We start from the raw sequence: 24,662 nt of genomic DNA on the forward strand, positions 1-24,662 counted from the left end.
GCGCCCGATGACAGGCTCCGCGACGAAGCAATCCATCTTTCCTCGCATGTGGAGAGATGGATTGCTTCGCTTCGCTCGCAATGAGGCTATCTTCCTCCGATCTTCTCCCAGAGCCAGCGCGCCACGGCGTCGGGCGACGATGACGCATCATTGCCCGACGCGCGCAAATTCGCCTCGCGCATCGCGGCGATGTCGATCTTGCCGAGCAGCGGCCGCAGCGCCGCCTGGAACGCCTCGTCGTCGCGGCGTTTCGGCGACAGCAGCACGATCGCGTCATAAGGCGGGATCGCGTGCCTGTCGTCTGCAAGCGTGACCAGGTCGTATTTCGCGATCAGCCCGTCGCTGGTGTAGCCCGCGATGACGTCGACCTCGCCGGAGGCAACCGCGGCATACATGAAATCCGGCTGCATCGTGCGCTGGGCGCGGAACGTCAGCCCGTAGGCCTTCTGGATGCCGGCCCATTCCGGCCGTGAGAAGAATTCATAGTCGCCCGCGATCGATATCGTCGCGGCGCGCGATGCCAGGTCGGCGATCGAATGGATGCCGAGCGCTTCGGCGCGCTTCCGCGGCATCACCAGCGCATAGGCGTTCTCGAAGCCGAGCTCGCCGAACAGCGTGATGTCCTGCGTGGCCAGGGTCGTCTTCAGCTCACCCAACAGCTCGGCGCGCGGCCTGATGTCGGTGTGGTGAAACTGGTTGGCCCACAGCGTGCCGGAATAGTCGACGTAAACGTCGATATCGCCCGATCCGAGCGCGTCGAAAATCACGTTGGAGCCGAGGCCGGCGCGGGTCGTGGCCGGCAGCCCGGCCGCCTGCAGCCGCTGCGCGATCAGCGCCGACAGCACATATTGCTCGGTGAAGGTCTTGGCACCGACGACGTAGCGGGCGTGCGGACGCGCGATCGCCGGCACCAGCGTCGCCGCGATCAGGGCGGCGATGCCGAGCCCGCCGAGCGCAGTGCGGATCCGGCTGCGGTTGCGCAGGCCATTCTCGATCAGCGCCAGCAGCTGATCGACGACGAGCGCGAGCGCCGCGGCGGCGAAGCAGCCGAACAGCACGAACACCCAGTTCTGGGTCTGCAAGCCGGCAAAGATGTAGTTGCCGAGGCTGGTCTGGCCGATCGGCGTCGACAGCGTCGCGGTGCCGATCACCCACACCGCGGCGGTGCGGATCCCCGCCATCATCACCGGCAGCGCGAGCGGCAATTCGACCATGGTGAGCGATTGCCGCGGCGTCATGCCGACGCCTTCGGCGGCCTCCAGCACGGCGGGATCGACGCCCGACAGGCCGGTAATGGTGTTGCGCAATACCGGCAGCATCGAATAGAGCGCGAGCGCCAGCACTGCGGGCAGGAAGCCGAACGCGGAGAAGCTGAAGCCGAGCCACGTTGCGGTCAGCGCCGCGAGCGCCAGCAGCAGCGGATAGAACAGAGCGAGCAGCGCGAGGCCGGGCACGGTCTGCACGATGCTGGCAAGTCCGAGCAGCGTGCCGCGCAGCACCGGCCGGTTGCGGGCCACGATCGCAAGCGGCAGGCTGATCAAAAGCCCGAGCGCCAGCGCGGATACGCTGACCCGGACATGACTGCCGAGATAATCCGGCAGATGCGCAAGCGCCTCGCTCCAGCGTGGATCGGCTAACAAGCTCATAGGGCGCCGTCCCGCGGCAGCAATGCGCCGAGGCGCTCCGCCTGCCGCCGCGGCGTGCGCAAGAGTTCGCCGACATAGCTGTCGGTGCTGGCCGAGAGTTCTGCAGGCGTACCCTGGGCCAGCAGCCGGCCGCCATGCATCACCGCGACACGATCGGCCAGCAACAATGCCTCGGTCATGTCATGGGTGATCATGACGGTGGTCAGGCCGAGCTCGCGGTGCAGGGTGCGATAATCGTCGCCGAGCGCGTCGCGGGTCAGCGGATCGAGCGCGCCGAACGGCTCGTCCATCAGCACGATGCGCGGCTTCGCAGCCAGCGCACGCGCCACGCCGACGCGTTGACGCTGGCCGCCGGACAGCTCGTGCGGCAGACGGTCGCGATATTGTGAGCGGTCGAGCCGCACGAGGTCGAGCAGTTCGCCGACCCGCGCCGCGATCTCCGCCTGCGGCCAGCCGAGCAGCTTCGGCGTGATGCCGATATTGCCGGCGACGGTGAGATGCGGAAACAGTCCGCCGCTCTGGAACACATAGCCGATGCGGCGCCGCAGCAGGATCGGGTCGATGCGGCTGACATCTTCGCCCTCGACTGCGATCCGGCCGCGATCGGCTTCGATCAGGCGGTTGGCGAGCCTGAGCAGCGTCGTCTTGCCGGAGCCCGAGCCGCCGACGACAGCGAGGAATTCGCCCTCGGCCACGTCAAGCGAGACGTCGTCGACCGCCACCACGCGACCATCGTCGAAACTCTTGCCGACATGCGCGTAGGCAATCAGCGGCGTTGCAGGCATTCGGTCCTGTCCCTCCCAGGGGCCGCCGGATCACCGGATCGGTTGTGGCGTGCACATCTGATCTATTATGCTGTCGGAAGCGTTGACGGAAGGGCGGCGAAGGGCAGCAATGAGCGCCGATCAGTGCAGTTACGACTACTGGCTCGGCGTCTGGGAACTCAAGTACAGCGCCGCCGGCGTGGAGCGTTCCGTCAAACCGGCCGCCACGATCCGGCGGGCGCGGGCCGTCCTCGATATCATCGGCGTCACCAAGGTTGCCGACGTGACCGACCTGGACCGGATCGGCATTCCGAGTTTTACGGCAGTGCGGCCGCACGATGCCGGGCCCGGTATCTCCTATTACAGCGGCAAGGGCACGACGCGCGACCAGGCTCATGCGGGTGCGCTGATGGAGGCGATCGAGCGGCATGGGGCCGAATGGTACGACGGTCCGATTACCGCTGCATCCCACGCCAATCTGCGCCAGGAAGGTGCTTGTGTGGACCCGCTTCACATTCATGTGCCGACGGTCCGCGATTACAGCGAGAAGCTGCGCCTGGAGTGGGCACAGGGATTCGATCTGATCGGTCGCCGTCCCACATACGTCCCGGTTAACTGCCTGCTGGCGCCTTACCGTCCCTATTTGGGCGCGCTGCTGTTCTATTCGAGCACCAACGGTCTCGCCTCCGGCAACACCAGGATCGACGCGCTTTGCCACGCGCTGTGCGAGGTGATCGAGCGGGACACGACCGCGCTGGCGATGGCGGAAGCGTTGGTTGGGCCGGCAGTGGCCGCAACCCTCTCCGAGATCGGATTTGACGTCCGCCAATCGCCGGAGCCCGCGAACGCGCCACTGATCGCGCTTCGAAGCCTGCCCCGTCAGGCGACGGCGCTGGTCCGCAAGATGCAGCGTGCCGGCATCGAAGTCGAGCTGCGGAATTTGACGTCCACGATCGGGATTCCGACGATCGACTGCATCATCACCGAACGGGATGGTCCGGCGGGTGTCGCGGTTGCCTATGGCGGGGCCGGCACCCATCCCGACGCGCGCATCGCTCTGACCCGCGCCCTGACTGAAGCCGCGCAATCGCGGGTGACCGGAATTCATGGTGGCCGGGAGGACATCCCGGAATATGCATCTGCCGTTCCGCGCCACGTACCGGAGCCCAGTCGTTCAACGATCAGCTTCGGCGAAATCCCGTCACGCGAGCATGCCTCCGTGAATGAAGACGTCGAGTTCATCATTGACCGGATGCGTAACGCCGGGTTCGATCAGGCCGTCGCATTCGATCTCACGCGGGCGGAGGTCGGAATTCCGGTGGTACGGGTTGTCGTGCCGCGGGCCGAATCGTGGACGCTCTTCATTGAGCATGGCGGCCGCGCGAGTCTGGGGCCTCGGGCGTTGCGGCAGATCACATGAACCAAACCGCCGTGCCGATGGCCGATCCGCAGGCTTCGCCGAGGATGATCGTGTTTGCCGGTCCATCGATCACCGAGACCGAGCTGCGCAAGTATGCCGATGCCACCCATGCGCCCCCGGTTCGGCGGGGTGACCTCGCAGTGGCCGATGACCACGACATCATCGTAATCCTCGATGGCGAGTTCGGCCAGAGCATGTCGGTGTCGCCCAAGGAGATCCTGGGTCTGCTCGCGCGCGGAAAGACTGTGATCGGTGCGTCGAGCATGGGGGCGCTCCGCGCTTCCGAGCTCGACCGCTGCGGCATGATCGGGGTCGGCTGGGTGTACGAATATTTCCGGCGGAGCGCGGTTCGCCACGACGCCGATGTCGCCCTGGTCTACTCGCCGTTCGACATGAAGGCGATGACGGTGCCGATGGTCGATCTCGAATTCTGGATGGAGGGTGCGGCGCGGGCGGGCCTGGCGTCGCGCAAGGACGTGGTTCGCCTGCTCAAGGCGGCCAGGAGCATCTTCTATGCCGATCGAACGCCGGACCGGTTGATGGACGCGCTGCACCGCGTGGCGAGTTCCGAGATGCTCGAAGCGCTGCTCGGGTTCTCGGGTGGAGCCGTTCCAAGTGTCAAATTGCTCGACGCGGTTGAGGCAGCATGTTTCGGAGCGTCATTGGTCGCGCGCGGCCGGCGGGGCGGGTAGCGCCTCGGGACGGGAGGGGGACGGCAATTGGACGTCGACACGTTTTCAATACCGAGCCGACAGTTGAAGGAGCTGCTTGCCAGGGCGCTGCTGGACGACGAATTGCGCGCGCGGTTATTCGCCGATCCCGGCGCAGTCGCGCGGGAGCTCGATCTTGCTCCCGCCGAGGCCCGGGCCCTTACGCGGCTCGACCATATAGCCTTCGAGCAGCGGGCTGCCCGACTGCGACAGGTCTGAAGCCGCGCCAGCTGCGACAGATCCGTTCAGGGTGTCTCCTGATCAGGATGTTTTGGGTGGGCAACACATCGTGAAGCGGAGCAGGGTTGGACGGGTGCTGTCGGCCGCGTATTCCCATTCCAACTTGACCTCATGCACCTTGCTGCCCGCCGGCAGGTCTTCGACGTCGACAATGATGCAGATCGGATCCGGTTCCGAGTTGAAGCACTTGCGAAGGCAGGCGTCCAGCAGCGCACATCGTGTCAGCGGAATGACGTCGGGCTCGTCTTTCGACAGCGGCGTCGTATTGGGTTGGTTGGTGAGATCGAGACGGGCTTGCCCCATCTCCTTGGTCCAGTACTGGCCGGCCCCGAACGGCCAGTCTTTCAGCGGTGACAATACCGGCTGATACTGCCCGTACTCCATGGTCGCCATGTGGATCTGGTTCGAGGCCTTGAGCTTGGCCACGCTCGCTCTCATGGCGTCGATCGGATGGTAGAGCTGGTTCATATGATCTTTGAACTGCTGATTGTTGTAGATCGCGCCGCCGAATTTGGTGGGCATAATCGGGGATCCTTTCGAAACAAAACCGTGATGGCACTACCGCGGGAAGTCTACGCAAGGTTGCGCGCTTGGCAATACCGCGGGAGCGCCGAACGACGGGTATCCGGTCGACATGGCACGTCTTGCGGGGGACTTGTCCGACCGGTTCGGCTACGTCACAATTGATTAACATCCCTGTCAGATGGGCTGCCGAGCATCCGCTCGGAAATGCGTCTGCCGGCGTAACGCAATAGCAGGCTGGATGGTGGACCCCGATAGCGAACGGAAGTTCGTGACAATTCTCCGCGCGGATGTGGTTCAGTCGACGGGTCTCATTGCCGAGCTCGAACCTGAGCAGGCGGTATCGCGCCTCGAGCCGGCATTGGTGGCGATGCGGGCTGCCGTGCGCCAGTTCGGCGGCATTGTCAGCAAGGAACTGGGCGATGGCCTGGCAGCCGTCTTTGGTGCGCCGATCGCCGACGACAACCACGCACCGTTGGCCTGCCACGCGGCCATCGAGCTGGTCCGGCGGGTGGAGAACCTCGGCGATCCGAACCTGCAGGTCCGCGTCGGGCTCCATTCCGGTCTCGTGGTGGCGTATGTGGTCGCCAGCGAATTCTCCAAGGTCTACGAGATCGGTGGTGCGGCGCAACATCTTGCCGCCAGACTGGAGTCGGTCGCGGAAGCCGGTCAGATCTGCGCGTCGGAGGCCTGCCAGAAGCTTTGCGAAGGACATGTGCGCTTCGAGTTCCTGGGAACGCGGGCGCTCCGGGGCTTCGCGGATCCGACCCCGGTCTATCGGGTTGTCGGAGCAAGCGATCTGTCGAGCTGGCGGGTGCGCAAGGCGCGCAGTGTTTCCCGGTTCGTGGGGCGCCTGGGAGAGACAGAACTTCTTAAGGACATTGCCGAGGCCGCGAGGAGCAATGGACGAACCGTTTGCCTGAGCGGCGATCCCGGGATCGGGAAATCGCGTCTGGTCCACGAGCTTGTTCAGGAGCTCGAGGGCGAAGGTTGGAAGATTGTCGAGGCCGAATGCAGTCCCAATTTGCAGGGTTCGCCATTTGCTGCGCTTAAGCGATTGTTGCTGTCCGTCCTCGGCCCTGCGCACGGCAGTTACGAGCACGGCAATGGCGGTGATCTGCGATCGAGATTGCCCGCGGTCATGCGAACGGCGATCGATGCCGTCCTCGACCTACCGATCGCGGACGCGCACTGGGAGCGGCTGGAGCCTCAGTTGCGCGGGCGAGCGATCTGCGATGCCACCTGCGCGCTGATCGAGAAACTCGCGTGGCAGAAGCCCACGGTGCTGCTGATCGAAGACGTCCACTGGGTCGACCGCGCCAGCGATGCCGCGATGGCTGCCCTGGCGTCGCTGCGCGTCCGAAATCTGCTGATTATCATCACCAGCCGGACCAATGGCCTCCCGGATTGGGTCGATCGAGGCTCTGCCGAGCGGGTCGTTCTGCGACCGCTCGAGGAGGGGGCAGGATTGGCCATGCTCGACGCAATTCTGGGAATCTCGGCGACGACGCTTGATCTGAAGAGCCGGATCATGCGTCACACTGCCAATGTTCCGCTGTTCATCGAAGAAGTCTGCCGCGGCCTCAAGGAGGCCGAGGTTCTCCACGGGCAATGGGGCGCGCTGGTTCTCGCGCAACCGATCAACGAACTGGGAATTCCTGCCAATATCCAGGGGGTGATCGCGTCGCGTCTCGACCGATTGTCGAGAGAGGAGCATTCGCTCATGCAGACCGCGGCCGCGCTCGGTCCGCGTTCGACGTTGAGCACGCTCCGCGACGCCGCCGAACTTCCCGATGCCTTGTTGCAGAGCTGTCTCGCCACGCTCGACGGGGCCGAACTGTTCGTCAGGGCAGGCGACGTTTCGGGGGAATCCTTCGAGTTTCGCCACGACATGGTGCGCCAGGTCACCTACGACACGATGGTCCAGCGCACGCGCGAACGAATCCACACGCGCATCCTTTCGGTGCTGGAACGTGACGACAGCCTGCGAGAGGAGCCCGACAAGCTCTGCTACCATGCGACGCGCGCCAAGGATTGGCCGAAGGCCTTCACCTATGGGCGCGTCATCGCCAGGAAATGCGTCGGCCGCTCCGCGTTCGCCGATGCGGCCACGCATTTCGAGATCGCGATGGATGCGCTCGACCGAACGCCGATCTCCCATGAGCGAGAGGCCGAGGCCGTCGACCTGCGCATCGAGGCCCGGATGGCCTTCATGGGATCCGGCAGGGTCTCAGAATGGCTCGATCTCGGAAAGGAGGCCGAGCGACGTTCTGACTCCATCGGCGATATCGGGCGCAAGGTCGCGGCGATGACGATCCGCTCGGCGGCGCAGAATTTCTACGGCGCGGCGGTCGACGCGGTCGCGACCGGCGAGCAGGTGGTGCATCTTGCGGAGGAATGGGGCAATGTCGGATGGCTCAATCTCGCCGAATACGGCCTTGGCCAGGCGTACCATCTGTGTGGCCGTTATCGCGAAGCCGAACAGGCGCTCGGACGCGCTTGTGCTCGATTGATGGGACCCGAGCCAAGCGCGCCGATCGGGACCACGCCAAAATATCTCCTGCTGGTATGCTGCATGATGAAGGCGATTGCGCACACGGCGCTCGGGGAATTCGAGTTGGCTGGTGCGTTTCAGCGGCAGGCGGATGAAATCGCCGATGAAAGCGGACGTCCGTTCGACCGCGTTGCGGCCGCCTATAGCGGCGGCAGCCTGATCCTGGCGCGCCAGGATCCGGCGGCCGCGGCGATCTTGCTCGATGATGCGTTTGCGTTGGCGCAGGAGCACGGCGTGCGAATTTTCGCTCCGGTCATCGGCAGCCAGCGCGGCATGGCCTACCTCGAGCAGGACCGGGTGGATGATGCATGCGCCATTCTATCGGAAGCCCGTGAGACCGCGCGCGCGGTGGGCTACACCTCAACCGTCGTGCGCAGCTCGGCGTTCCTGGCCGTGGCTCTCAGCCGGAGAGGTGAATTGGCCGACGCACAGAGAATGGTCCGCGACGCCCGCAACATAGCCCGGCAGCAGGGGTTTCGCGGATTGGAGGCCGAGGCCCTGTATTACGAAGCCGTGATCGCACCTGCGACGAGCGAGGACGATCGGGCTCCACTCGTTCGCACCTTGCAAGCCTGCATCGCGCTTGCGACCGAGTGCGAGGCTCATCCGTTGCGCGCGAAAGCAGAGGCGCTTTTCGACAAGATGTTTGCTTCGATGCGCAGCTGAGGCCGGACCTGCCCGCAGTGTGAGGTCCTGCACCTCACACATCACACTTCGTTCTTGGGTACGTATTTGCCCATGATGCACTTATAACTCTGCAGGTGCCAATCATGGTACGGGCCCTTGGCGAGCCAATCGGCGATGCCGATCTGCGCGTTCACTGCGCAGGCCCCCATGGTGATGCCGGATTGGTCGCTATTGGTGACGACCTTTTCCATACAGAGTTGAGCATTGCAGAGGATGGCGACGAGCGTAACAAGCATGATGGTCTTTATCCGTCGAATTAACCCGGTCTACACCGACTCATGCAGGGTTCATGCCACTATCAGCAGGTTTGCCGCGGAGGCCGGCAAGACCGGGAAAGTACGGCCGGTGCGAATCACCGCGTTCGTCAGCGCGTAGCCGCACGCCCGCAGATACGCTATAGTTGCAGTCCAACTACGACGTGAGATCGGGGCGAGCGAGGAAGGTTGCGCGGTCGGGGGCTGCATCGATGATGACGTTACCTGAGTTGGCGGCAGGTGCTTTGGAGAAGTTTCTCGCCACGCATGTCAGCCGCACCTTCGGAGCTTCGCAGGCCCGCTTCGGCGAACTGCTCCCGGCCGCCGCGCGCATCGCGCTGGAATGCATCGGCAACAGCGACGCGCTCTACCACAATGTCGAGCACACGATGCTGGTGACGCTGGCCGGGCACGACATCATCCGCGGCCGCGCGCTGCATACCCACGTCACCGCCGAGGATTACACCCACACGATCATCGCCTGCCTGACGCACGACATCGGCTATGTACGCGGTCTGCTCAAGGGCGATGGGCCGGATGGTTATGTGATCGATGCCGCCGGCAACAAGGTGGTGCTGCCGCGCGGCTCGTCGGATGCCGGCCTGATGCCGTATCATGTCGACCGCTCGAAGCTGTATGTGCTCGACAGGCTCGAGGCCGTGCTGCCGCTCGATCGCGAGCGCGTCGCGCGCAACATCGAGGGGACACGGTTTCCGTCGCCCGAAGGCCAGCACTATGACGATGAGGCGGCGATCGTCCGGGCCGCCGATTTCATCGGGCAGCTCGGCGATCCCAACTACATCAGGAAGGCCAACGCGCTCTATCACGAGTTCGAGGAGGTCGGCATTAACCGCCAGCTCGGCTATGAATCGCCGGCCGATATCGTCGACCGCTATCCGCAATTTTACTGGAACATGGTCGCGCCGCACATCCAGGGCGCCATCAATTGCCTGAACATGACGGCGAGCGGCCGTCAGTGGATCGCAAACCTCTACAGCAACGTGTTCCGCGCCGAGCGCGAGGTCACGCTGTCCGGCCCGCAGATCTGACGCAAGGCGCCAGCAGCGCGGCGTTTCGGCGCGGTCCCCGGCCGATTGCGGGGCGTCCACATTTCAGCCTGCTTCATCGTTGCACAGTCGGTGGAAATCGGCGACCTTGCGCCATGGACCTCGCCATTGACCGTGTTCTCGACCGCTTCAGCATGATCTCCCGTTTCGCTCAATTGATCGCGATTGCCGTCGTCTGCTGGCCTGCGCTCGCCATCGCCGCGGGGCCGGTCTACGACGTCGACCTGTATGCGTTGATGTCGGGCACCTGCCGCAACGTCACCGTTGCGGGCCGCAGTTATAGCTGCAAGGCGGTGGCCTATTTCCACACCCTGCGCGGCCGTTCCGAATTCACCGTGGTGCTCGACGATCCCGCCGACAAGAGCCACATCGTCTCGTTCTCCGGCGAGAGCACCGAACGCACTCAGGACAATCTGTTCGAGCTCGCGGTCGACCGCATGTTGCTGAAGTCGAGCGACCGCCCGCGCGTCGACGGCCTGCCGGTGCCGCTGGTCGAGATGTCGACGGGCTCCTGCCGCCAGGTCGGAAGCTTCATCACGCGACAGGTGTCCACCATCACCTGCGCCGCCACCGACCAGGGCGGCAAGAAATACGAGCTGAGCTTCGAGTCGGATGGCTCGCCGATGACGTTGCGCCGGTTGCGGCAATCGACGCTGCCGTCCGAGCGGCAACGGGCGCGGCAGATCGCGCAGCTCGAATGCCGTCTCAAGGCCCGTGCAGCGCAGGTCCTGCCGCGGGACACGACGGCCTTCATGATCCGCTGTCTCGGTGAAGGCGACGGCAAGCCGGCCGACGAACAGCGATAGCCGCGCGGCCGGCGCTCAGGCTTGAGGAGAACGCGATGCGCCTGACATTCTTCATCGTCGCTGCGATCGGGGTTGGCATCGCCGGGCCCGCCGCCGCGCAAATGTACGATCCGAACTATCCGGTGTGCCTGGAAGTCTATGGCGGCAGGCTGACGCCGGAATATATCGATTGCAGCTACACGTCGCTGCCGCAGTGCCAGGCCACGGCCTCGGGGCGCTCGGCGACATGCTCGGTCAATCCGTTCTACAAGGGCTCCAAGAAGCCGCCCAAGGGGCAAAGACAGCGCCAACCCGCCTATTAGCGCTCGGGCTTGCCGCTCCGCCGGTCACCACCGCATGGCCGTCGCGTCGCCGGTGCTGTTGACTCACTCCGCCGGTTGTGGGGAAACCGTCCGGACGACAAGGAGAGATCATGCGCCTGAAGCTGTTCGCGATCGCCGCGTTTGCGGTCACCCTGGCCGGGCCTGCCGCCGGGCAGGCCTATGATCCGAACTATCCGGTGTGCATGCAGGTCTTTGAGGGCAGGGGCGCCGGAAACTACATCGATTGCAGCTTTACCTCGATCCCGCAGTGCCAGTTCAATGCGTCTGGCCGCTCCGCGATCTGCTCCGAGAATCCGTTCTTCGCGCCACCGCCGGCGCCGAAGCGCCGGGCGCATCGCAGTCGCCACCGCGCTCACTGAGCAATGCCTGCCGTCAGACCGGCACGCTCAACGCGTCGTAGGTGAACAGCCAGTCATAGCGCTCGCGCACCCGGTCGGGCTGCCACTCGCGCGAGACATAGGCGTCGGCGCCATCGGCATCGGCGAGTGCCGGATTGTGGAAGCGCCTGGCATTCTCGGCCGACTTCACCACGATCGTATTGGTTCGCGTCAGCCTTGCGGCCTGATAGCGCTGCAGCGCCTCCTCGGGCGGGAAACGTTCGAGGCAGCGCGCCAGCACCATGCCGTCCTCGATCGCCATATTGGCACCTTGCGCCAGGAACGGCAGCGTCGGATGCGCGGCGTCGCCGAGCAGGCAGGCGCGCCCGGCGACGAAGCGATCGAGCGGATCGCGGCCGAGCAGGGCCCATTTGTAGGGAATATCGAGATTGTCGATGATGGTGTGGATCTCCGGATTCCATCCGGCAAAAGCGCCGCTGCAGGCTTCGCGCGTGCCGCGTTCGGTCCACGACTCGACCGACCAGCTCTCGCCCTCGAAGATGCCGACGAAGTTCAACAGCTCGCCGCGGCGAAGCGGATAGGTGATGACGTGGCCGCCGGGGCCGATCCAGTTGGTGCCGACGTCGCGCCTGAGCGCCGCCGGCAGCCGCTGCATCGGCACCAGGCCGCGCCAGGCGGCGACGCCCGAGAAGAACGGCCTGGCGTCGCCGCCGATCTGTCGGCGAATCTCGGAGTGCACGCCGTCGGCGCCGATCACGATGTCGCCGCGCCGCTGCGCGCCATTGGCGAGCAGCAGCTGGATGCCGTCGGCGCCCTGGTCAAAACCGGTGCAGCGGCTGTCGAGATGAAGCCGCCCCGGTGCCCGCGCATTGAAGGCGTCGACCAGCACGCGGTGAAAGTCGCCGCGATGCACCATCCAGTACGGCGCGCCATAGATCGCGCGCGAGGCGGCGCCGAGGTCGAACAGTTTCCAGGTCCGTCCGGTGCTGAACAGCCGGATCTCCTTGCCCGACGGCTCGCAGGCGATCGCCTGCATCTGCTGCTCGAGGCCGAGCGCGATCAGGACGCGCGTGCCGTTGGCGCTGAGCTGGACGCCGGCGCCGAGCTCGCGCAGCTCGGAGGCCTGCTCGAAGATCTCGACCTCAATGCCCCGCTGCAGCAGCGACAAGCCCGCGACGAGGCCGCCGATCCCGCCGCCGGCAATCAGGACTTTTGGCTTGTGCTGTGAGTTCACGCGATCTGCCCGCCGCTATCTGCGCGTGATCAGGAAGTCGTCGGTGAACTCGCCGCGCGACACCTTGACCGGGATCTCGCCCTCGCTGCCGATCTCGACGATTTCCGAGCCGGACTTGTTGTCTTCAGGCGTCAGTAGCTCGATGCGCTCGGCGATCCGCTGCGCCTGCCAATCGGTCAGCTTCCAGGCGAACCGGCCGCCGAGATCGCGCATGCCGAACTCGTCGTCGGCCGGCGCCAGCACCAGTTCGTTGCGCGAGACCGCGCCGGGAATGCCCTCCGCCACGGCGATGGCGCGCGGGTTCTCGGCAAAGTGCCGCAGCAGCTTGGCCAGCGCGGCGATATCAGCGGCCTCGCCGAGGAACAGGAACAGCGGATGGAAATCGCTCGGCATGTATTCAAATCGCAGCATGATCGATGCTCCGTTCGCCGCAATTACTCGCTGAGCACCTTGATGACGTCCTGGGCATGGCACAGCTCGACGGTGCCGACATCGCCGGGCCGGGCGGGGCACTCCAGATAACGCACCTGCAGCCACTGGCCATCGTCCATGTTCTCCACCACCTCGGCGACGACGCCGGCCTCGAGCTTCAGCCGCGTCCCCACCTTGATCGCCATCACGTCAATCATTGTTACCCTTGGCTCCGCCTGAATTCGCTTCGCTCAGAAGAACGTCGTGAGATTCTTGGCCAGCAGGATGTTCTGTTCAAGCAGTATCTCGCGCCGCGCGATCTTGAAGCCATTGCCGGTCAGCCGCAGCGTGTCGTTGCGGCGGCCGACGAAGATGTAGGTCTCGTACTCGACGCGGTTCTGATAGACCAGGAAGCGGCTGGTGACATCGAGCTCGTGCGGCGCGCCGATCTCCGGCCGCGCGCCCTTGATCTGCACATTGCTGACGATGTGGGTGATCCGCGACAGCGGCTCCTCGGCATAGTGCACGCCGGTCAGGATTTGCTCGACCCGCTTGGTCAATGTCCATTTGTCCTCGTCGAACCAGCTGATGCCTTCGCCACGTTTGGTGTTCTCGCGTGCGGCCTGCTGGCCGAACTTCACGTTGCGCCGGATCGGCATGAAATAGCTGATGTCGTCGCTGAGCAGCTCGAGCCAGTCGCGGAAGCGGCGCTCATCGAGCAGATCGGCCTCGTTGTAGTAGAAGTCCTCGACATCGGCCTTCAGCCGGTAGTAGGCCGCCGATCGTTCGATCGCGGCATTGGTGAGCTGTTCCTGTCGGTCCTGATCCTGAACGGTGGTCGTCATCGGTCTCTCCTCATCAGGCAGGGGTGTCAGGTCGCCGGCTTCGGCGGGATCGGTCCGCCCTGCTGGGCGAAGCAGCCGACATCGATCACGGTGCCGGACAGTGTTTCGGCGTCCGGCGACAGCAGGAAGGCGACGACATTGGCGATGTCGCTGCCTTCAGCGACGCGGCCCGCGGCAGTGCCCGGCGCGCTTTTGCCAAGGCGCGCCGCGTCGCCGCCGACACGGCCGAGGCTCATGCCGCTGACGATGCCGCCGCCGCCGGGGATCACGGTGTTGACGCGGATGCGCTGGTGGAAGAAGTCGTAGGCCATCGCCGCGCTCAACGCGACAACGCCGCCCTTGCTTGCGCTGTAGACTGCCATGTTCGGCTTGCCCCAGCCGGCGCCGGACCCGATGTTGACGATCGAGCCGCCGCCCTGCGCGATCATGTGCGGGATCGCGGCGCGGCTGGTCAAATACGGGCCCTTCAGATTGACGGCGATGATGCGGTCGAACAGCGCCTCGTCGGTGTCGAGCACGGTGCCGAGCGGACCGATCGCGGCATTGTTGACGACGCCGTCGATACGGCCGAACCGCGCCATGGCGTGCGCGACCACCTTGCCGACATCACCCGCCTGCGACACGTCGGCTTCCATCAGTTCGGCGGTGAGGCCTTCGCGAGCGAGCTCGTCGCGCAAGGCCGGAATGGCGTTCTGCGCGGTGCTCGAGATTTGCGGTGCCTCGAGGCCGAACGCCACCACCGCATGGCCGCGCCTGGCGAGGCCGAGCGTGATCGCGCGGCCGATGCCGAAGGTGCCTCCGCTGACGAGGACGGTTTTTCGGGGCGCGGTCATTCTGCGGCCTGCCGGTCGCTTGCGGGCGATCCGAGCAACTCGTGCCAGTCGCCGCCCTGCATGTAGGTGGTCCAGCGGCGATAGAAGCCGCGTGCGATCTGCTCGGTGACCTGGGTGGAGACATCGCCGCCGAGCGGATGATCGGTGACGTAGGCGCCCATCGACTGCTGATAGTTGAAGGGATAGCGCCGGGCGACCGTGCCGGTGCTCGCCGCGGTCGCATAAAGCCAGTTCTCCATGTCGTCCTGCTCGGTCATGCCGGCCGGGCCGGAGTAGCGCATGTAATAGCGGCGCAGATATTCCTTGGCTTCCTTCGGCGCGTCCTTGTCGACCAGGAAGAAGCGCCAGCCCTCGGTCGAGGTCGGGCTGTGCGGATGCCAGGCGCACAATCCGCGCGGCTGGCGGCCGTGATAGGAGGTGTTGGGGAAGATCGTGCCGACGAACGGCAGCAGCCGCGCGCCTTCGCCGAGCCGCCGCTTGCGCTCCTCGAAGCAGTGCCGGAAGTATTGCTCGAGGATCGGGTTGTCGAGGAAGGACTCGATATATTCGTTGGCCTCCGGCTGGATCGCGCTGTGCACGCCGTGGCCCTCGGGAAAGCTGATCCAGACGTGCTGCGCCTTTTCCAGCTCGTCGTCGCGGCGGCCCTTCTTGCCGGCGGCCGCGCTCGGTCCGATGCCGATCAGGTCGACCGAGCGGTGGCTCGGATTGTGATAGGTGTCGCCGAGGAAGTTCTCGGCGGCGAATTTCCAGTTGGCGGGGAATACCCATTTGTGGACGCCGATCACCTCGGAGCCGCCCTCGCGGCCGTCGCGGCAGTCGAGTGCCTGGTCGAGATGGATCCTGGCATCGCCGAGATAGGTGATGAAGTCGGGCGCATCCTTGTCCCAGGTCGCCCAGATCGAGCCCTTGTAGTTGCAGAGTTTGGCGACAGAAACGAGGGAATTTGCCTCGCGGTCGAGCACGCCGTCATAGAGCGTCCGGTGCAGCGGAACGCCCTGCAGCTTGCCGTCGGTGGTGTAGGTCCAGCTGTGATAGGGGCAGGTGAACAGCGACGTGTTGCCCTGCTCGTAGCGGCACACCTTCATGCCGCGGTGCCGGCATGAATTGAGGAAGACGTGGATCTCGCTTTTCTTGTCGCGGCAGAGGATCACGGATTCCTCGCCCATCCGCGAGGTGTAGAAATCGCCGGGGTTGGGCACCAGGCTTTCGTGACCGACCAGCAGCCAGGCGCGGGTGAACACCTTGTCGAGCTCCTGCCGATAGATATCGGCGTCGACGAAGATCTCGCGGCTGATGAAGCCACCCTTGACGTCAACAAGCTGATCGAAATCGTTGCGAAGCGGCATCGGCTCCTCCTTGTCAGACCTGCGCGACCGTGGGTCGCGGCGAATGATGGTGCGTCCTATTTGTCGAGCTTGCAGCCGCCCGTTCCCTCGGGGCGGAACGCCTTGTCGCCGGGGATGACCGCGATCTTCTGGTAGTAGTCCCAGGGATATTTGCTCTCGTCCGGCTTCTTCACGCGGTAGAGCGAGAGGTCGTAGACAACGCGGCCGTCCTTGCGGATATGCGCGGGGCGGCCGAAGAAATCGACGGGCAGCTTGCGCATCTCGGCATTGACCGACTTGGCCTCGTCGCTGCCGGCGGCCTCGATCGCTTTCAGATAATGGCGCACGGCGGCATAGGTCGCGGCCTGCAATTTGGTCGGCTCGCGCTTCTCGATCTCGATGAAGCGCTTGGCGAAGGCGCGGGTGCCGTCGTCGTCATCCCAGTAATATTGCGACGCGATGTACATGCCCTGCGCGTCGCGCAGGCCGATCGAATGCACGTCGGAGATGAAGGTCAGCATGCCGACGATGGTCTGCCCGCCCTGTTGCAGGCCGAATTCATGGGTCTGCTTCACCGCGTTGACGGTGTCGGCGCCGGTGCCGGCCAGCGCCACCACCTTGGCGCCGGAATTCTGCGCCGCCAGCAGGAAGGACGAGAAGTCGGTGGTGTTGAAGGGATAGCGCACCGCGCCGATCACCTTGCCGCCGGCATCGGTCACCGCGCGCGAGGCATCCTTCACCATCGCGGTGCCGAACGAATAGTCGACCGCGACGAAGAACCATTCCTTGCCGACGCGGCGGCTGAGCTCGCCGACCAGGCCGGCCGACAGCGCGTAAGTGTCGTCGGCCCAATGGGTGATGACGGGCGAGCATTTGTCGCCGGTCAGATCGGAGGTCGCGGCGCCCGAGACCAGCGCGGTCCGGTTGCTCTGCGTCGCAAGTCCGGCAACCGCAAGGCCGACCGAGCTCACCGCGAGATCGGTCACCGCGTCGACATGTTCGACATCGAACCATTGCCGCGCGATCCCGACCGCGACGTCGGGTTTGTTCTGGTGGTCCGCCGAGATGATCTCGATCGGCTTGCCCAGCACCTTGTTGTGAAAATCCTCGGCGGCGAGCCTGGCGGCGGTCACCGAGCCCGGCCCGCCGAGATCGCGGCCGCTGCCGTAATCGCCGAGGACGGCAATCCGCACCACGCCGTCCGAGATGCCTGAGCCGTCGGGCGCGGCGTGCGCCAGCGGTGTCGCGAGCATCAGCAGGGCGATCGCCGAGGCGGCCGATCTGCGCGAGGCGTGTGTCTGCAGCAATTCCAATCCTCCCGTCGATTTGTCGTATGTCCATCTAGTGGACATCATTCTCATTATTTGAGATAGTATCCGGGCGGGCCGAATGGTCAAGCGCGCTGGATGCAGCGCGCCCTGCCGAATTTGCGGATGTGGATGGATGGCGAAGAAACCGAAGGCGGAGGCTCAGGACGCGGAGCAGGGGGCGTCAGGCGTGCGGGCGGTCGATCGCGCGATCGCGATCCTGCAATGCTTCACGCCCGATCAGCCGGCGATGAGCGTGATCGAGATCCAGAAGCGCGTCGGGCTGAGCCGGCCGACGCTCTATCGTCTGCTGCAGACGCTGGCGCAACGCGATCTGATCCAGGCCGAGGGCGACCCGCAGCGCTTCCGCCTCTCGCATGGCGTGATGAAGCTGTCGCATGTCTGGCTCAAGGGGCTGGAGATCGTCGCGGTCGCGCGCCCGATCGTCGAGGGCCTGCGCGAGGCGACCGGCGAGACCGCCGCCTTGTTCCGCGAGCAGGACGATCGCGGCATCTGCATCCTCGAATGCGAGAGCCGTCACGTGCTCTCGATCAGCCGCGGCGTCGGCCACAGTCTGAGCCTGATCAAGGGATCGACCGGCAAGGCGATGCTCGCCTTCATGGACCCGGCGCGGCAGGCCAGGCTACTGTCCGGCATTCCTGATAAAGCCGACCGCGCGCGGCTCGAGCAAGCCCTTAGCTTTGCGCGGCGCAACGGCTATGCCACCAGCCACAGCGAGATCTTCGCCGGTTCAGCCGCGGTCTCCGCGCCCTGCTTCGATCACCGCGGCAATGTCGTCGGTTCGGTCGGTCTCTACGGACCGACCGCGCGCATCGACGAGCAGAAGCTGCTGGACTATTCCAGGCTGGTGCGCGAGGCGGGCCGGCAGATCTCAATCCTGCTCGGCTATCAGGACGGCGCGCCCATCGCGTAGGGCTTGAGCACCGCATAAAGGAAGTCGTGCGTCGGCGTCGGCACGCCGAGCTTGCGGCCGAGCTCGACCACCTTGCCGTTCAGCCAGGGCAGTTCGAGCCGGTTGCCGCGCTCGAGGTCGAGCGCCATCGAGGCCTTCATCGCCGGCGGCGCGTGTCCGATGAAGTCGAGCACCTTCGCAAGCGGCTCCGGCGGCAGCTTGATGCCGCTGGCGTGGGCGATGGCGATGATCTCCTCGCAGGCCGACACGAACAGCGGGCGGATGTCGGGGTCGTCGCGCAGCCTGCCGATCGGCCGGCGCGTGACGGCGGTCATGCCGGCATTGGTGGCGAGACCGATGAACTTCATCCAGAGCTCGGTGTTGATCTGCTCGCTCAGCGTCGCGTCGAAGCCGGCCTTCAGGCAGAGCTCGAGCAGCGCCTTGCCGCGCGGCGTGACGCGGCCGTCGAGTTCGCCGAAGATCATGCGCATGAAGGTGCCGACCTGATTGATCACGCCGGGCTTGATGATCGAGGCCGAGATCTGCGCGACGCCGCCCATCACTGCGTCGCGGCCGAGGATCGGGATCAGCCGGTCGGGCGCGTCGATGCCGTTCTGCAGCGGGATCACCGCGGTGTCGGGACCGACCATCGGCTTGATGCGCGCTCCGGCGCTCTCGACGTCCCACAGCTTGACGCAGAACAGCACGATATCGACCGGGCCGACGGCAGCGGGATCGTCGGTCGCCTGGGTCGGCACCAGATGGGTCTCGCCGCGGCCGCCCTGAACCTTCAACCCCTCGCTGCGCATGGCGGCGAGATGAGCGCCGCGCGCGATAAAGGTGACGTCGGCTCCGGCATGCGCGAGCGCTGCACCAAAGCCACCACCGACGCCTCCAGCGCCCACCACTGCGATCCGCATGACCTGCCTGCTCCTGTTTAATATGTCGGCCCGCAGCCTCGGCGATGTCAGAACAATTCTCAACCCGTCTTGCCGTGAAAACTCCGTGACCGCAGCCCTGCGGCCCTGCGCCATCTTCCTGCGTTGACTTGCCCGCCCGAACCGCTAAGCCATTTCGGAATGTTCGGGAGGGATGCGTGGCGATGACGAAGCCGACGGCGGTCGCGCTTGACAGTGCGACGGTGGCGTTTCGGTTGGCGGACGGACGGGTCTATACCGCGGTCGAGCAGGCCAATCTTGCGGTTGATCATGGCGAGTTCGTCGCCATTGTCGGGCCGACCGGATGCGGGAAGTCGACGCTGCTCAATGTCACCGCCGGGCTGTTGAAACCCGCGGCAGGAACGGCAAGGATCTTCGACAAGCCGCTCGCCGGCCTCAATCGCGACGCCGGCTATCTGTTCCAGGCCGACGCGCTGTTCCCGTGGAAGACCGCGATCGACAATGTCGCGATCGGGCTCGAGATCCGCGGCACGCCGCGCAGCGAGGCGCTCGCCCGCGCGCAGCAATGGCTGACCTCGGTCGGGCTCGGCGCCTTCGCGGGCCGCTATCCGCATATGCTGTCGGGCGGCCAGCGCAAGCGCGTCGCGCTGGCGCAAGTCCTGATCCGCGATCCGAAGATCCTCTTGATGGACGAGCCGTTCGGTCCGCTCGATGCCCAGACAAGGCAGATCATGGGCAATCTGCTGCTCGAATTGTGGACCGCCGACCGCAAGGCGGTGCTGTTCGTCACCCATGATCTCGAGGAGGCCATCGCGCTGGCCGACCGCGTCGTGATCATGTCGGCCGGGCCGAGCGCGCGCATCATCGGCGACTGGCGCATCACGCTGCCACGGCCGCGCGATATCGCCGAAATCAGGATGGAGAAGGATTTCCATGCCTTGCACCGCGAGATCTGGGGCGTGCTGAAGGACGAGGTGATGAAGGGGTACGTGCAGTCGACGCAGGCGGGAGCCGCCTGATGTCGCGCGTCACATTGCTGTTCCTGCAGATTCTGGTCGCCGTCGTCACGCTGGCGCTGTGGCAGTTGCTCTCCACCGTGCCTGTGTTCGGCAAGGTGCTGCTGCCGCCGTTCTTCTTCTCCAATCCGGTCGACGTCTTCAGCCAGATCGTCAAATGGTTCTCGAGCGGGGTGATCTGGAAGCATCTCGCGATCACGCTGTGGGAATCGATCCTCGCCTTCGTGATCGGCTCGGCCGGCGGCATCCTGGTCGGCTTCTGGTTCGCGCGGCAGCCGCGCGTCGCCGCGGTGTTCGATCCCTATGTGAAGATGGTCAACGCGCTGCCCCGCGTGGTGCTGGCGCCGATCTTCGCGCTGTGGTTCGGGCTCGGTGTCTGGTCCAAGGTCGCGCTCGGCGTGACCCTGGTGTTCTTCATCGTGTTCTTCAACGTCTACCAGGGCGTCAAGGAGGTGCCGACCACGGTGCTCGACAATGGCCGCATGCTCGGCATGAACGAGCGGCAGCTGATGCGGCACGTCTACTGGCCCTCGGCGCTGTCCTGGATGTTCTCCTCGCTGCACACCTCGGTCGGCTTTGCCGTGGTCGGCGCGGTGGTCGGCGAATATCTCGGCTCCGCCGCCGGCCTCGGCTATTTGATCCAGCAGGCCGAAGGCGTGTTCGACGTCGCCGGCGTGTTCGCCGGGATGTTCGTGCTGTCGGCCTTCGTCATCCTGATCGACATGGCCGTGACTGCCGTGGAGAAGCGGTTGCTGGTCTGGCGGCCGACGGCGGTGACGCGGGACTGACCGTCATTGCAATCAAGGAGGCCGCCAACGGAGGCGGCCTCTACGCGTTCCGGGTACGAAGCCGTCAGGATTTGTATCCCTGGCTGTGGCACCACCACGAAATGCCGTTGGTATCGTGGCCAAACTTAAGCATGGCTTCCCTGCAGTCGTTGAAGCTGTGGAAGCGCTTGACGCCCTCCGGCCAGCAGACCACCGGCGTAGGATTGGGCCAGCTGCTGGAGACGGAGCAGGGTGGTCCCGCGGCGGCCTGCTTGGCGGGGGCTGGCTTGTTCTGAGCATCTGCGGGGGCAATCGACAAGATCGCGACAGCTAGGCCCGCGAAGAGTAACGAGGCTTTCATGGCTATCTTCTCCCATCCACCGTTGGATCGGTGGCGGCCGACTATACCGTGGGTCGTGACAACGCGGCGATACAATTCGCGTTTCGTTTCGTGAACGGGCCGACGATCGTGTCCGTTCATTTCGCCGGTGCGGCGTTCATCAATCCACTGATCTTCGCCGCCACCTCGGGGTCGACAGGATTGTAGACGATCATGCTGAGGTCGGGCCGGCCGTCGACGGCGAACGCCGAATATTCGAACTTGACCGGACCGAGGATCGGGTGCCGGAGCTGCTTGACGCCTTCGCCGTGGGTGCGCACGTCGTTGTCGCGCCAAAGCGCCGCGAATTCCGGGCTCAGCCGGCACAGCTCGTCGACGAACGGCTGCACCTCGGCGGCAGCGCCGGCCCGCGCGGCGTCGACCCTGAAGGCGCCGACCACGAAGCGCGCCACGCTTGCCCAGTCGTGTTGCGCAGCGCGGACGCGCGGATCGAGGAACATGAAGCGCAGCACGTTGCGCTCGCGCGGCGGCAGCGATCCGTAGTCCGTCAGCATCACGGTCGCGGCCCGGTTCCAGGCGACGATGTCCCAGGTCGCGGTGCGCAGCACGGCAGGGCGCGGCTCCAGCGCGTCGAGCACGCGTTGCAGCCGCGGCGAGACGCCGTCATTTTTCTGGTAGCGCACCTCGGGGGTGCGTCCGAGACCGAGCAGGAACAGATGCTCGCGTTCGACATCGGTCAGCATCAGCGCGCGCGCGATGCGGTCGAGCACATCGGCCGACGGCGCGCCGCCGCGGCCCTGTTCGAGCCAGGTGTACCAGGTGGCGCTGATGTTGGCGCGCTGCGCCACCTCCTCGCGGCGCAGCCCCGGCGTGCGCCGCCGCTCCGGCGGAAAGCCGAACACGGCCGGATCGAGCTTGCTGCGGCGGTCCTTCAGGTAGGCGCCGAGCAGGTTCTCTTGTCGACTCTCTTGCCGGTTCTCTCGCGCGAGCGGTTCGCTCATCCTGTTAGCCGTTATACCATGATAAGGTCACTACTTTAACAGGATAGCGCGCAGGGCCAGATTTGTCTCCACGAAACCTGGAGACTGCCTCATGCGCGTGTTCGTCACTGGTGCCACCGGATTCATCGGCACTCCCGTCGTCAAGGACCTGATCGCCGCCGGACATCAGGTTCTTGGCTTGGCCCGTTCGGACGAGGGGGCAAACGCGATCTCTGCCCTCGGTGCCGAGGTTCTTCGCGGCTCGCTCGAGGATCTTGATTGCTTACGCAAGGGGGCAGCCGCGTCGGACGCGGTCATTCACCTGGGCTTCGTCCACGACTGGTCCAATTTCGCGAAGAGCTGCGAGATCGACCGCCGCGCGATCGAAGCCCTGGGTTCTGTTCTGGCTGGATCGAACAGGCCATTGATCGTGACCGGGGGCTTGGCGGGATTGGCCAAGCCCGGCGAGGTCGCGACCGAGGACCAAACGATATCGCCGGATTTCCCATTCCCCCGCGTGTCGGAACAGACGGCCCTGTCACTGAAGGGCGTCTGTGCGTCGGCCATGCGTCTGCCCCAGGTCCACGATCCTGTCAGGCAGGGTCTCATCAGCCCCTTGATCGCGGTGTACCGCGACAAGGGCGTGTGCGCCTATCTCGGCGACGGGCAAAATCGCTGGCCGGCGGCACATGTGCTCGACGTGGCGCGTCTCTACCGGCTGGCCATCGAAAAGGCCGAGCCGAACGCAAGGTATCACGCCGTCGCGGAAGAAGGCGTCTCGATGCGCGAGATTGCCGAAACGATCGGACGGCGCCTGAAGCTGCCGGTTAGATCCATCGCCCCACAAGAGGCGCAGGCCTTTTTTGGCTGGCTCGGCACGTTCGCGGCATACGACATGGCGGCCTCCAGCGCGCAGACGCGCAAGAAGCTTGGATGGCAGCCGACCGGACCGGGGTTGATCGCCGATCTCGAACAGCTGGTCTATTCCGCGCAGTAGGATGCGGTGCAGGCGGGTTACGCTTCGCTAACCCGCCTTGCGCAGCTGAGCCGGAGGTCAGAGCGGGAAGCACCGCATGTAGGCTGCGAACAGCTTCTCATCGCTCACGCTCACCAGCTCTGAAGCGATCGCGTCGGCAAGGTCGAGATCGCGGTTCTGGATGCGCAGCCATGCTTGAGAGTCAGCAGTGACAGTCAGGGCCGCCTCGCCAACGTGCCGCCCCGGCACCACCTGCAGCTCCTTGCCCTTGATCGCGACCGTCATGTCCAGCGCGCTTGCACCGGTGAAGCGCAGATGGGTCACGAAATCGAGGCCGCGCGCCCGGCCGCGCTGAAATCCGAGCGAGAGCGAGAAGATGTAGGCCTGCAGGCTGCCGGTATGGCGGCCGGACGTGACTTGCTGGACCTTCTTGTGCGGAAACCGCCGCGTCACGGTGTCCTCGGCATCGGTATCCGGGATCACGTAGACGAACTCGTCCTTGTCGATCAGCGGCTGCACCACCTCAGTGAAATGTTCGTCACGATCATGCAGGAATGGCCCGATCACGTCCTCGCCGGCCGGGCAGGCCGAGATGCAATAGGCCGCCTTGTAGCCCGGCTTGAACGACAGCGATTGCCAGATGTTCAATGTCTCGGTGCGGGGCACGCGGGCGCGATAATCCCTGGCGTCCTTGGAATCGGCGACCTTCTCGACCCACTGCGTGAAGTTGCCGAGGAAGTCGTGATAATTGTGGGTGTGGCAGGACAGGAAATCGAAGCCGCCGTCCGGCTTGATGGCGCCGACCGGGCAGGCGGCGACGCACAGCTTGCATTCCAGGCAGGGATTGTAGTCGATCGGCTGGTCGTGGGCGTCGACCTCGCAGCCGAGCAGCACGGTGCCGAGCAGGACGAAGCTGCCGAATTTCGGGTGGATGACGCTGCGATGGATTCCCATCCGCCCGAGCCCGGCTTCGACCGCGATCGGCTTGTGCTGGACCATCATGATCCGCGGCAGGTCCATCTCCATCGGAAAGGCGGCAACCGAGTTGCAGGCCGGGATGCCGCGCTCGTCGAGCGCGCGAACGATGGCACGTGCGGTTTCATTGACGTGATCGTAGGTGCCGTGGAATTCCTCGTTGGCGACCGAGCGCGATGGCGAGCGCACCGGCTCGCGGTTCATGTGGCAGGCGATGGCGAGCAGGGAGCGGGTCCGGCCGTAGACCTTGCGGATGAAGTCGCGCTGCGGCGCGATGGCGGCGCGCTCGAACTCGATGATGCCGGCGTCATCGGCGCCGCACTGGCGCGCGATCTGCTTGATGAGCTCCGCTGACACCGGGACATCGTGGACCGGCTGGCTGCTGCGCGCCCGCACCGCCCTGACCGTCGGGTGATCGTCCAGGCTCATCGTGCTGTTCCCATAAAATGACGACTATCATATTATTGAGCGAGCGAGCGCGAGGCAAGTGAATTATCTGTCAGTCGTCAT

Annotated in this window: 26 protein-coding genes; 12 read left to right on the top strand and 14 right to left on the bottom strand. The window is 65.2% G+C overall.

Going from position 1 to position 24,662, the window contains the following annotated elements; genetic code table 11:
* Positions 1 to 86: 86 nt before the first annotated feature.
* Together BRSPCE3_RS17905 and BRSPCE3_RS17910 are read right to left on the bottom strand one after the other, a co-directional pair.
* On the bottom strand, positions 87 to 1,646 hold the full coding sequence (locus BRSPCE3_RS17905; protein ID WP_244067299.1) for an ABC transporter permease/substrate-binding protein: 1,560 nt from the start codon (positions 1,644 to 1,646) through the stop codon (positions 87 to 89).
* Positions 1,643 to 2,431, bottom strand: coding sequence for an ATP-binding cassette domain-containing protein (locus BRSPCE3_RS17910; protein WP_244067301.1), 789 nt, complete (start codon positions 2,429 to 2,431; stop codon positions 1,643 to 1,645). The genes BRSPCE3_RS17905 and BRSPCE3_RS17910 overlap by 4 nt, the downstream gene beginning before the upstream one ends.
* Before the next feature lie 109 nt (positions 2,432 to 2,540).
* On the opposite strand from BRSPCE3_RS17910, the gene BRSPCE3_RS17915 reads away from it, so the two are divergent.
* The 3 genes from BRSPCE3_RS17915 to BRSPCE3_RS17925 all read left to right on the top strand — a co-directional run bounded on the left by BRSPCE3_RS17915 (position 2,541) and on the right by BRSPCE3_RS17925 (position 4,759).
* Positions 2,541 to 3,830, top strand: a complete 1,290-nt coding sequence (locus BRSPCE3_RS17915; protein ID WP_244067302.1) for a YcaO-like family protein — start codon at positions 2,541 to 2,543, stop codon at positions 3,828 to 3,830.
* The gene (locus tag BRSPCE3_RS17920; RefSeq protein ID WP_244067303.1) at positions 3,827 to 4,522 is read left to right on the top strand and encodes a TfuA-like protein; all 696 of its coding nucleotides are present in this window, start codon (positions 3,827 to 3,829) and stop codon (positions 4,520 to 4,522) included. Before BRSPCE3_RS17915 ends, BRSPCE3_RS17920 begins: the two co-directional genes overlap by 4 nt.
* Positions 4,523 to 4,585: 63 nt before the next feature.
* Positions 4,586 to 4,759, top strand: a complete 174-nt coding sequence (locus tag BRSPCE3_RS17925) for an Os1348 family NHLP clan protein (RefSeq protein ID WP_244067304.1) — start codon at positions 4,586 to 4,588, stop codon at positions 4,757 to 4,759.
* A gap of 42 nt (positions 4,760 to 4,801) precedes the next feature.
* On the opposite strand, the gene BRSPCE3_RS17930 is transcribed toward BRSPCE3_RS17925, so the two are convergent.
* Positions 4,802 to 5,302: a hypothetical protein gene (locus BRSPCE3_RS17930; RefSeq protein WP_244067306.1), complete on the bottom strand. Its 501-nt coding sequence runs from the start codon at positions 5,300 to 5,302 to the stop codon at positions 4,802 to 4,804.
* 241 nt (positions 5,303 to 5,543) lie between these two features.
* Here BRSPCE3_RS17930 and BRSPCE3_RS17935 point away from each other — a divergent pair, with 241 nt between their 5' ends.
* Entirely contained in the window at positions 5,544 to 8,522 is a 2,979-nt protein-coding gene (locus BRSPCE3_RS17935) for an AAA family ATPase (RefSeq protein WP_244067307.1), read from the top strand.
* A gap of 41 nt (positions 8,523 to 8,563) precedes the next feature.
* On the opposite strand, the gene BRSPCE3_RS17940 is transcribed toward BRSPCE3_RS17935, so the two are convergent.
* On the bottom strand, positions 8,564 to 8,779 hold the full coding sequence (locus BRSPCE3_RS17940; RefSeq protein WP_163155826.1) for a hypothetical protein: 216 nt from the start codon (positions 8,777 to 8,779) through the stop codon (positions 8,564 to 8,566).
* A gap of 230 nt (positions 8,780 to 9,009) precedes the next feature.
* Between BRSPCE3_RS17940 and BRSPCE3_RS17945 the strand changes: the two genes are divergently transcribed.
* The 4 genes from BRSPCE3_RS17945 (at position 9,010) to BRSPCE3_RS17960 (ending at position 11,352) form a co-directional block, all read left to right on the top strand.
* Entirely contained in the window at positions 9,010 to 9,846 is an 837-nt protein-coding gene (locus BRSPCE3_RS17945; RefSeq protein WP_021077147.1) for a hypothetical protein, read from the top strand.
* 113 nt (positions 9,847 to 9,959) lie between these two features.
* Positions 9,960 to 10,670 (top strand): hypothetical protein, encoded by a 711-nt coding sequence (locus BRSPCE3_RS17950; RefSeq protein ID WP_244067308.1) that lies wholly within the window; start codon positions 9,960 to 9,962, stop codon positions 10,668 to 10,670.
* Between the two features lie 35 nt (positions 10,671 to 10,705).
* On the top strand, positions 10,706 to 10,972 hold the full coding sequence (locus tag BRSPCE3_RS17955) for a DUF3551 domain-containing protein (protein ID WP_244067310.1): 267 nt from the start codon (positions 10,706 to 10,708) through the stop codon (positions 10,970 to 10,972).
* Between the two features lie 110 nt (positions 10,973 to 11,082).
* Positions 11,083 to 11,352, top strand: coding sequence for a DUF3551 domain-containing protein (locus tag BRSPCE3_RS17960; protein ID WP_244067311.1), 270 nt, complete (start codon positions 11,083 to 11,085; stop codon positions 11,350 to 11,352).
* Positions 11,353 to 11,365: 13 nt separating this feature from the next.
* On the opposite strand, the gene BRSPCE3_RS17965 is transcribed toward BRSPCE3_RS17960, so the two are convergent.
* Genes BRSPCE3_RS17965 through BRSPCE3_RS17995 form a run of 7 tightly spaced genes read right to left on the bottom strand, consistent with a single transcriptional unit; the run spans position 11,366 to position 17,292 of the window.
* Positions 11,366 to 12,565 (bottom strand): FAD-dependent monooxygenase, encoded by a 1,200-nt coding sequence (locus BRSPCE3_RS17965; RefSeq protein WP_244067312.1) that lies wholly within the window; start codon positions 12,563 to 12,565, stop codon positions 11,366 to 11,368.
* Positions 12,566 to 12,580: 15 nt separating this feature from the next.
* Entirely contained in the window at positions 12,581 to 12,976 is a 396-nt protein-coding gene (locus BRSPCE3_RS17970; protein ID WP_244067313.1) for a hypothetical protein, read from the bottom strand.
* A 23-nt stretch (positions 12,977 to 12,999) separates the two neighbouring features.
* Positions 13,000 to 13,194, bottom strand: a complete 195-nt coding sequence (locus tag BRSPCE3_RS17975) for a hypothetical protein (protein ID WP_229182479.1) — start codon at positions 13,192 to 13,194, stop codon at positions 13,000 to 13,002.
* Between the two features lie 33 nt (positions 13,195 to 13,227).
* Positions 13,228 to 13,821, bottom strand: a complete 594-nt coding sequence (locus BRSPCE3_RS17980; RefSeq protein ID WP_244067317.1) for a 3-phenylpropionate/cinnamic acid dioxygenase subunit beta — start codon at positions 13,819 to 13,821, stop codon at positions 13,228 to 13,230.
* A gap of 26 nt (positions 13,822 to 13,847) precedes the next feature.
* The gene (locus BRSPCE3_RS17985; protein WP_244067319.1) at positions 13,848 to 14,654 is read right to left on the bottom strand and encodes an SDR family NAD(P)-dependent oxidoreductase; all 807 of its coding nucleotides are present in this window, start codon (positions 14,652 to 14,654) and stop codon (positions 13,848 to 13,850) included.
* Positions 14,651 to 16,000, bottom strand: coding sequence for an aromatic ring-hydroxylating dioxygenase subunit alpha (locus BRSPCE3_RS17990; RefSeq protein WP_244067320.1), 1,350 nt, complete (start codon positions 15,998 to 16,000; stop codon positions 14,651 to 14,653). Before BRSPCE3_RS17990 ends, BRSPCE3_RS17985 begins: the two co-directional genes overlap by 4 nt.
* Positions 16,001 to 16,056: 56 nt before the next feature.
* Positions 16,057 to 17,292: an ABC transporter substrate-binding protein gene (locus tag BRSPCE3_RS17995; RefSeq protein ID WP_244067321.1), complete on the bottom strand. Its 1,236-nt coding sequence runs from the start codon at positions 17,290 to 17,292 to the stop codon at positions 16,057 to 16,059.
* A gap of 130 nt (positions 17,293 to 17,422) precedes the next feature.
* Here BRSPCE3_RS17995 and BRSPCE3_RS18000 point away from each other — a divergent pair, with 130 nt between their 5' ends.
* A complete protein-coding gene (locus tag BRSPCE3_RS18000; protein WP_244067323.1) occupies positions 17,423 to 18,220 on the top strand; it encodes an IclR family transcriptional regulator in 798 nt (265 codons plus the stop codon).
* Here BRSPCE3_RS18000 and BRSPCE3_RS18005 read toward each other — a convergent pair.
* A complete protein-coding gene (locus BRSPCE3_RS18005) occupies positions 18,196 to 19,119 on the bottom strand; it encodes a ketopantoate reductase family protein (protein WP_244067324.1) in 924 nt (307 codons plus the stop codon). The genes BRSPCE3_RS18000 and BRSPCE3_RS18005 overlap by 25 nt on opposite strands.
* 182 nt (positions 19,120 to 19,301) lie before the next feature.
* On the opposite strand from BRSPCE3_RS18005, the gene BRSPCE3_RS18010 reads away from it, so the two are divergent.
* Both BRSPCE3_RS18010 and BRSPCE3_RS18015 read left to right on the top strand, forming a co-directional pair.
* Positions 19,302 to 20,117 carry an ABC transporter ATP-binding protein gene (locus BRSPCE3_RS18010; RefSeq protein WP_244067325.1) on the top strand — a complete coding sequence of 272 codons (816 nt, stop codon included), beginning with the start codon at positions 19,302 to 19,304 and terminating at the stop codon, positions 20,115 to 20,117.
* Entirely contained in the window at positions 20,117 to 20,902 is a 786-nt protein-coding gene (locus tag BRSPCE3_RS18015; RefSeq protein ID WP_244067326.1) for an ABC transporter permease, read from the top strand. The genes BRSPCE3_RS18010 and BRSPCE3_RS18015 overlap by 1 nt, the downstream gene beginning before the upstream one ends.
* Positions 20,903 to 21,358: 456 nt before the next feature.
* Here BRSPCE3_RS18015 and BRSPCE3_RS18020 read toward each other — a convergent pair whose 3' ends face one another.
* Positions 21,359 to 22,222 carry a helix-turn-helix transcriptional regulator gene (locus BRSPCE3_RS18020; RefSeq protein WP_244067327.1) on the bottom strand — a complete coding sequence of 288 codons (864 nt, stop codon included), beginning with the start codon at positions 22,220 to 22,222 and terminating at the stop codon, positions 21,359 to 21,361.
* A 91-nt stretch (positions 22,223 to 22,313) separates the two neighbouring features.
* Here BRSPCE3_RS18020 and BRSPCE3_RS18025 point away from each other — a divergent pair, with 91 nt between their 5' ends.
* Positions 22,314 to 23,198, top strand: a complete 885-nt coding sequence (locus tag BRSPCE3_RS18025) for an SDR family oxidoreductase (RefSeq protein ID WP_244067329.1) — start codon at positions 22,314 to 22,316, stop codon at positions 23,196 to 23,198.
* A gap of 57 nt (positions 23,199 to 23,255) precedes the next feature.
* Here the strand turns inward: BRSPCE3_RS18025 and BRSPCE3_RS18030 are convergent, their stop codons facing one another.
* On the bottom strand, positions 23,256 to 24,581 hold the full coding sequence (locus BRSPCE3_RS18030) for a 4Fe-4S binding protein (protein ID WP_244067330.1): 1,326 nt from the start codon (positions 24,579 to 24,581) through the stop codon (positions 23,256 to 23,258).
* Between the last annotated feature and the right edge of the window lie 81 nt (positions 24,582 to 24,662).

This window comes from Bradyrhizobium sp. Ce-3 (genome assembly GCF_022835695.1).
Lineage (GTDB): Bacteria > Pseudomonadota > Alphaproteobacteria > Rhizobiales > Xanthobacteraceae > Bradyrhizobium.

Excerpts from the sequence above, each read along its gene's own strand:
- BRSPCE3_RS18010 (WP_244067325.1), top strand. The coding sequence starts at position 19,302 with ATGACGAAGCCGACGGCGGTCGCGCTTGACAGTGCGACGGTGGCGTTT.
- BRSPCE3_RS17920 (WP_244067303.1), top strand. The coding sequence starts at position 3,827 with ATGAACCAAACCGCCGTGCCGATGGCCGATCCGCAGGCTTCGCCGAGG.
- BRSPCE3_RS17950 (WP_244067308.1), top strand. The coding sequence starts at position 9,960 with ATGGACCTCGCCATTGACCGTGTTCTCGACCGCTTCAGCATGATCTCC.
- BRSPCE3_RS17980 (WP_244067317.1), bottom strand. The coding sequence starts at position 13,821 with ATGACGACCACCGTTCAGGATCAGGACCGACAGGAACAGCTCACCAAT.
- BRSPCE3_RS17915 (WP_244067302.1), top strand. The coding sequence starts at position 2,541 with ATGAGCGCCGATCAGTGCAGTTACGACTACTGGCTCGGCGTCTGGGAA.
- BRSPCE3_RS17945 (WP_021077147.1), top strand. The coding sequence starts at position 9,010 with ATGATGACGTTACCTGAGTTGGCGGCAGGTGCTTTGGAGAAGTTTCTC.
- BRSPCE3_RS17935 (WP_244067307.1), top strand. The coding sequence starts at position 5,544 with ATGGTGGACCCCGATAGCGAACGGAAGTTCGTGACAATTCTCCGCGCG.
- BRSPCE3_RS17910 (WP_244067301.1), bottom strand. The coding sequence starts at position 2,431 with ATGCCTGCAACGCCGCTGATTGCCTACGCGCATGTCGGCAAGAGTTTC.
- BRSPCE3_RS17985 (WP_244067319.1), bottom strand. The coding sequence starts at position 14,654 with ATGACCGCGCCCCGAAAAACCGTCCTCGTCAGCGGAGGCACCTTCGGC.
- BRSPCE3_RS17975 (WP_229182479.1), bottom strand. The coding sequence starts at position 13,194 with ATGATTGACGTGATGGCGATCAAGGTGGGGACGCGGCTGAAGCTCGAG.
- BRSPCE3_RS18000 (WP_244067323.1), top strand. The coding sequence starts at position 17,423 with ATGGCGAAGAAACCGAAGGCGGAGGCTCAGGACGCGGAGCAGGGGGCG.
- BRSPCE3_RS17905 (WP_244067299.1), bottom strand. The coding sequence starts at position 1,646 with ATGAGCTTGTTAGCCGATCCACGCTGGAGCGAGGCGCTTGCGCATCTG.
- BRSPCE3_RS17960 (WP_244067311.1), top strand. The coding sequence starts at position 11,083 with ATGCGCCTGAAGCTGTTCGCGATCGCCGCGTTTGCGGTCACCCTGGCC.
- BRSPCE3_RS18020 (WP_244067327.1), bottom strand. The coding sequence starts at position 22,222 with ATGAGCGAACCGCTCGCGCGAGAGAACCGGCAAGAGAGTCGACAAGAG.
- BRSPCE3_RS17970 (WP_244067313.1), bottom strand. The coding sequence starts at position 12,976 with ATGCTGCGATTTGAATACATGCCGAGCGATTTCCATCCGCTGTTCCTG.
- BRSPCE3_RS18005 (WP_244067324.1), bottom strand. The coding sequence starts at position 19,119 with ATGCGGATCGCAGTGGTGGGCGCTGGAGGCGTCGGTGGTGGCTTTGGT.
- BRSPCE3_RS18030 (WP_244067330.1), bottom strand. The coding sequence starts at position 24,581 with ATGAGCCTGGACGATCACCCGACGGTCAGGGCGGTGCGGGCGCGCAGC.
- BRSPCE3_RS17940 (WP_163155826.1), bottom strand. The coding sequence starts at position 8,779 with ATGCTTGTTACGCTCGTCGCCATCCTCTGCAATGCTCAACTCTGTATG.
- BRSPCE3_RS17955 (WP_244067310.1), top strand. The coding sequence starts at position 10,706 with ATGCGCCTGACATTCTTCATCGTCGCTGCGATCGGGGTTGGCATCGCC.
- BRSPCE3_RS17990 (WP_244067320.1), bottom strand. The coding sequence starts at position 16,000 with ATGCCGCTTCGCAACGATTTCGATCAGCTTGTTGACGTCAAGGGTGGC.
- BRSPCE3_RS18015 (WP_244067326.1), top strand. The coding sequence starts at position 20,117 with ATGTCGCGCGTCACATTGCTGTTCCTGCAGATTCTGGTCGCCGTCGTC.
- BRSPCE3_RS18025 (WP_244067329.1), top strand. The coding sequence starts at position 22,314 with ATGCGCGTGTTCGTCACTGGTGCCACCGGATTCATCGGCACTCCCGTC.
- BRSPCE3_RS17930 (WP_244067306.1), bottom strand. The coding sequence starts at position 5,302 with ATGCCCACCAAATTCGGCGGCGCGATCTACAACAATCAGCAGTTCAAA.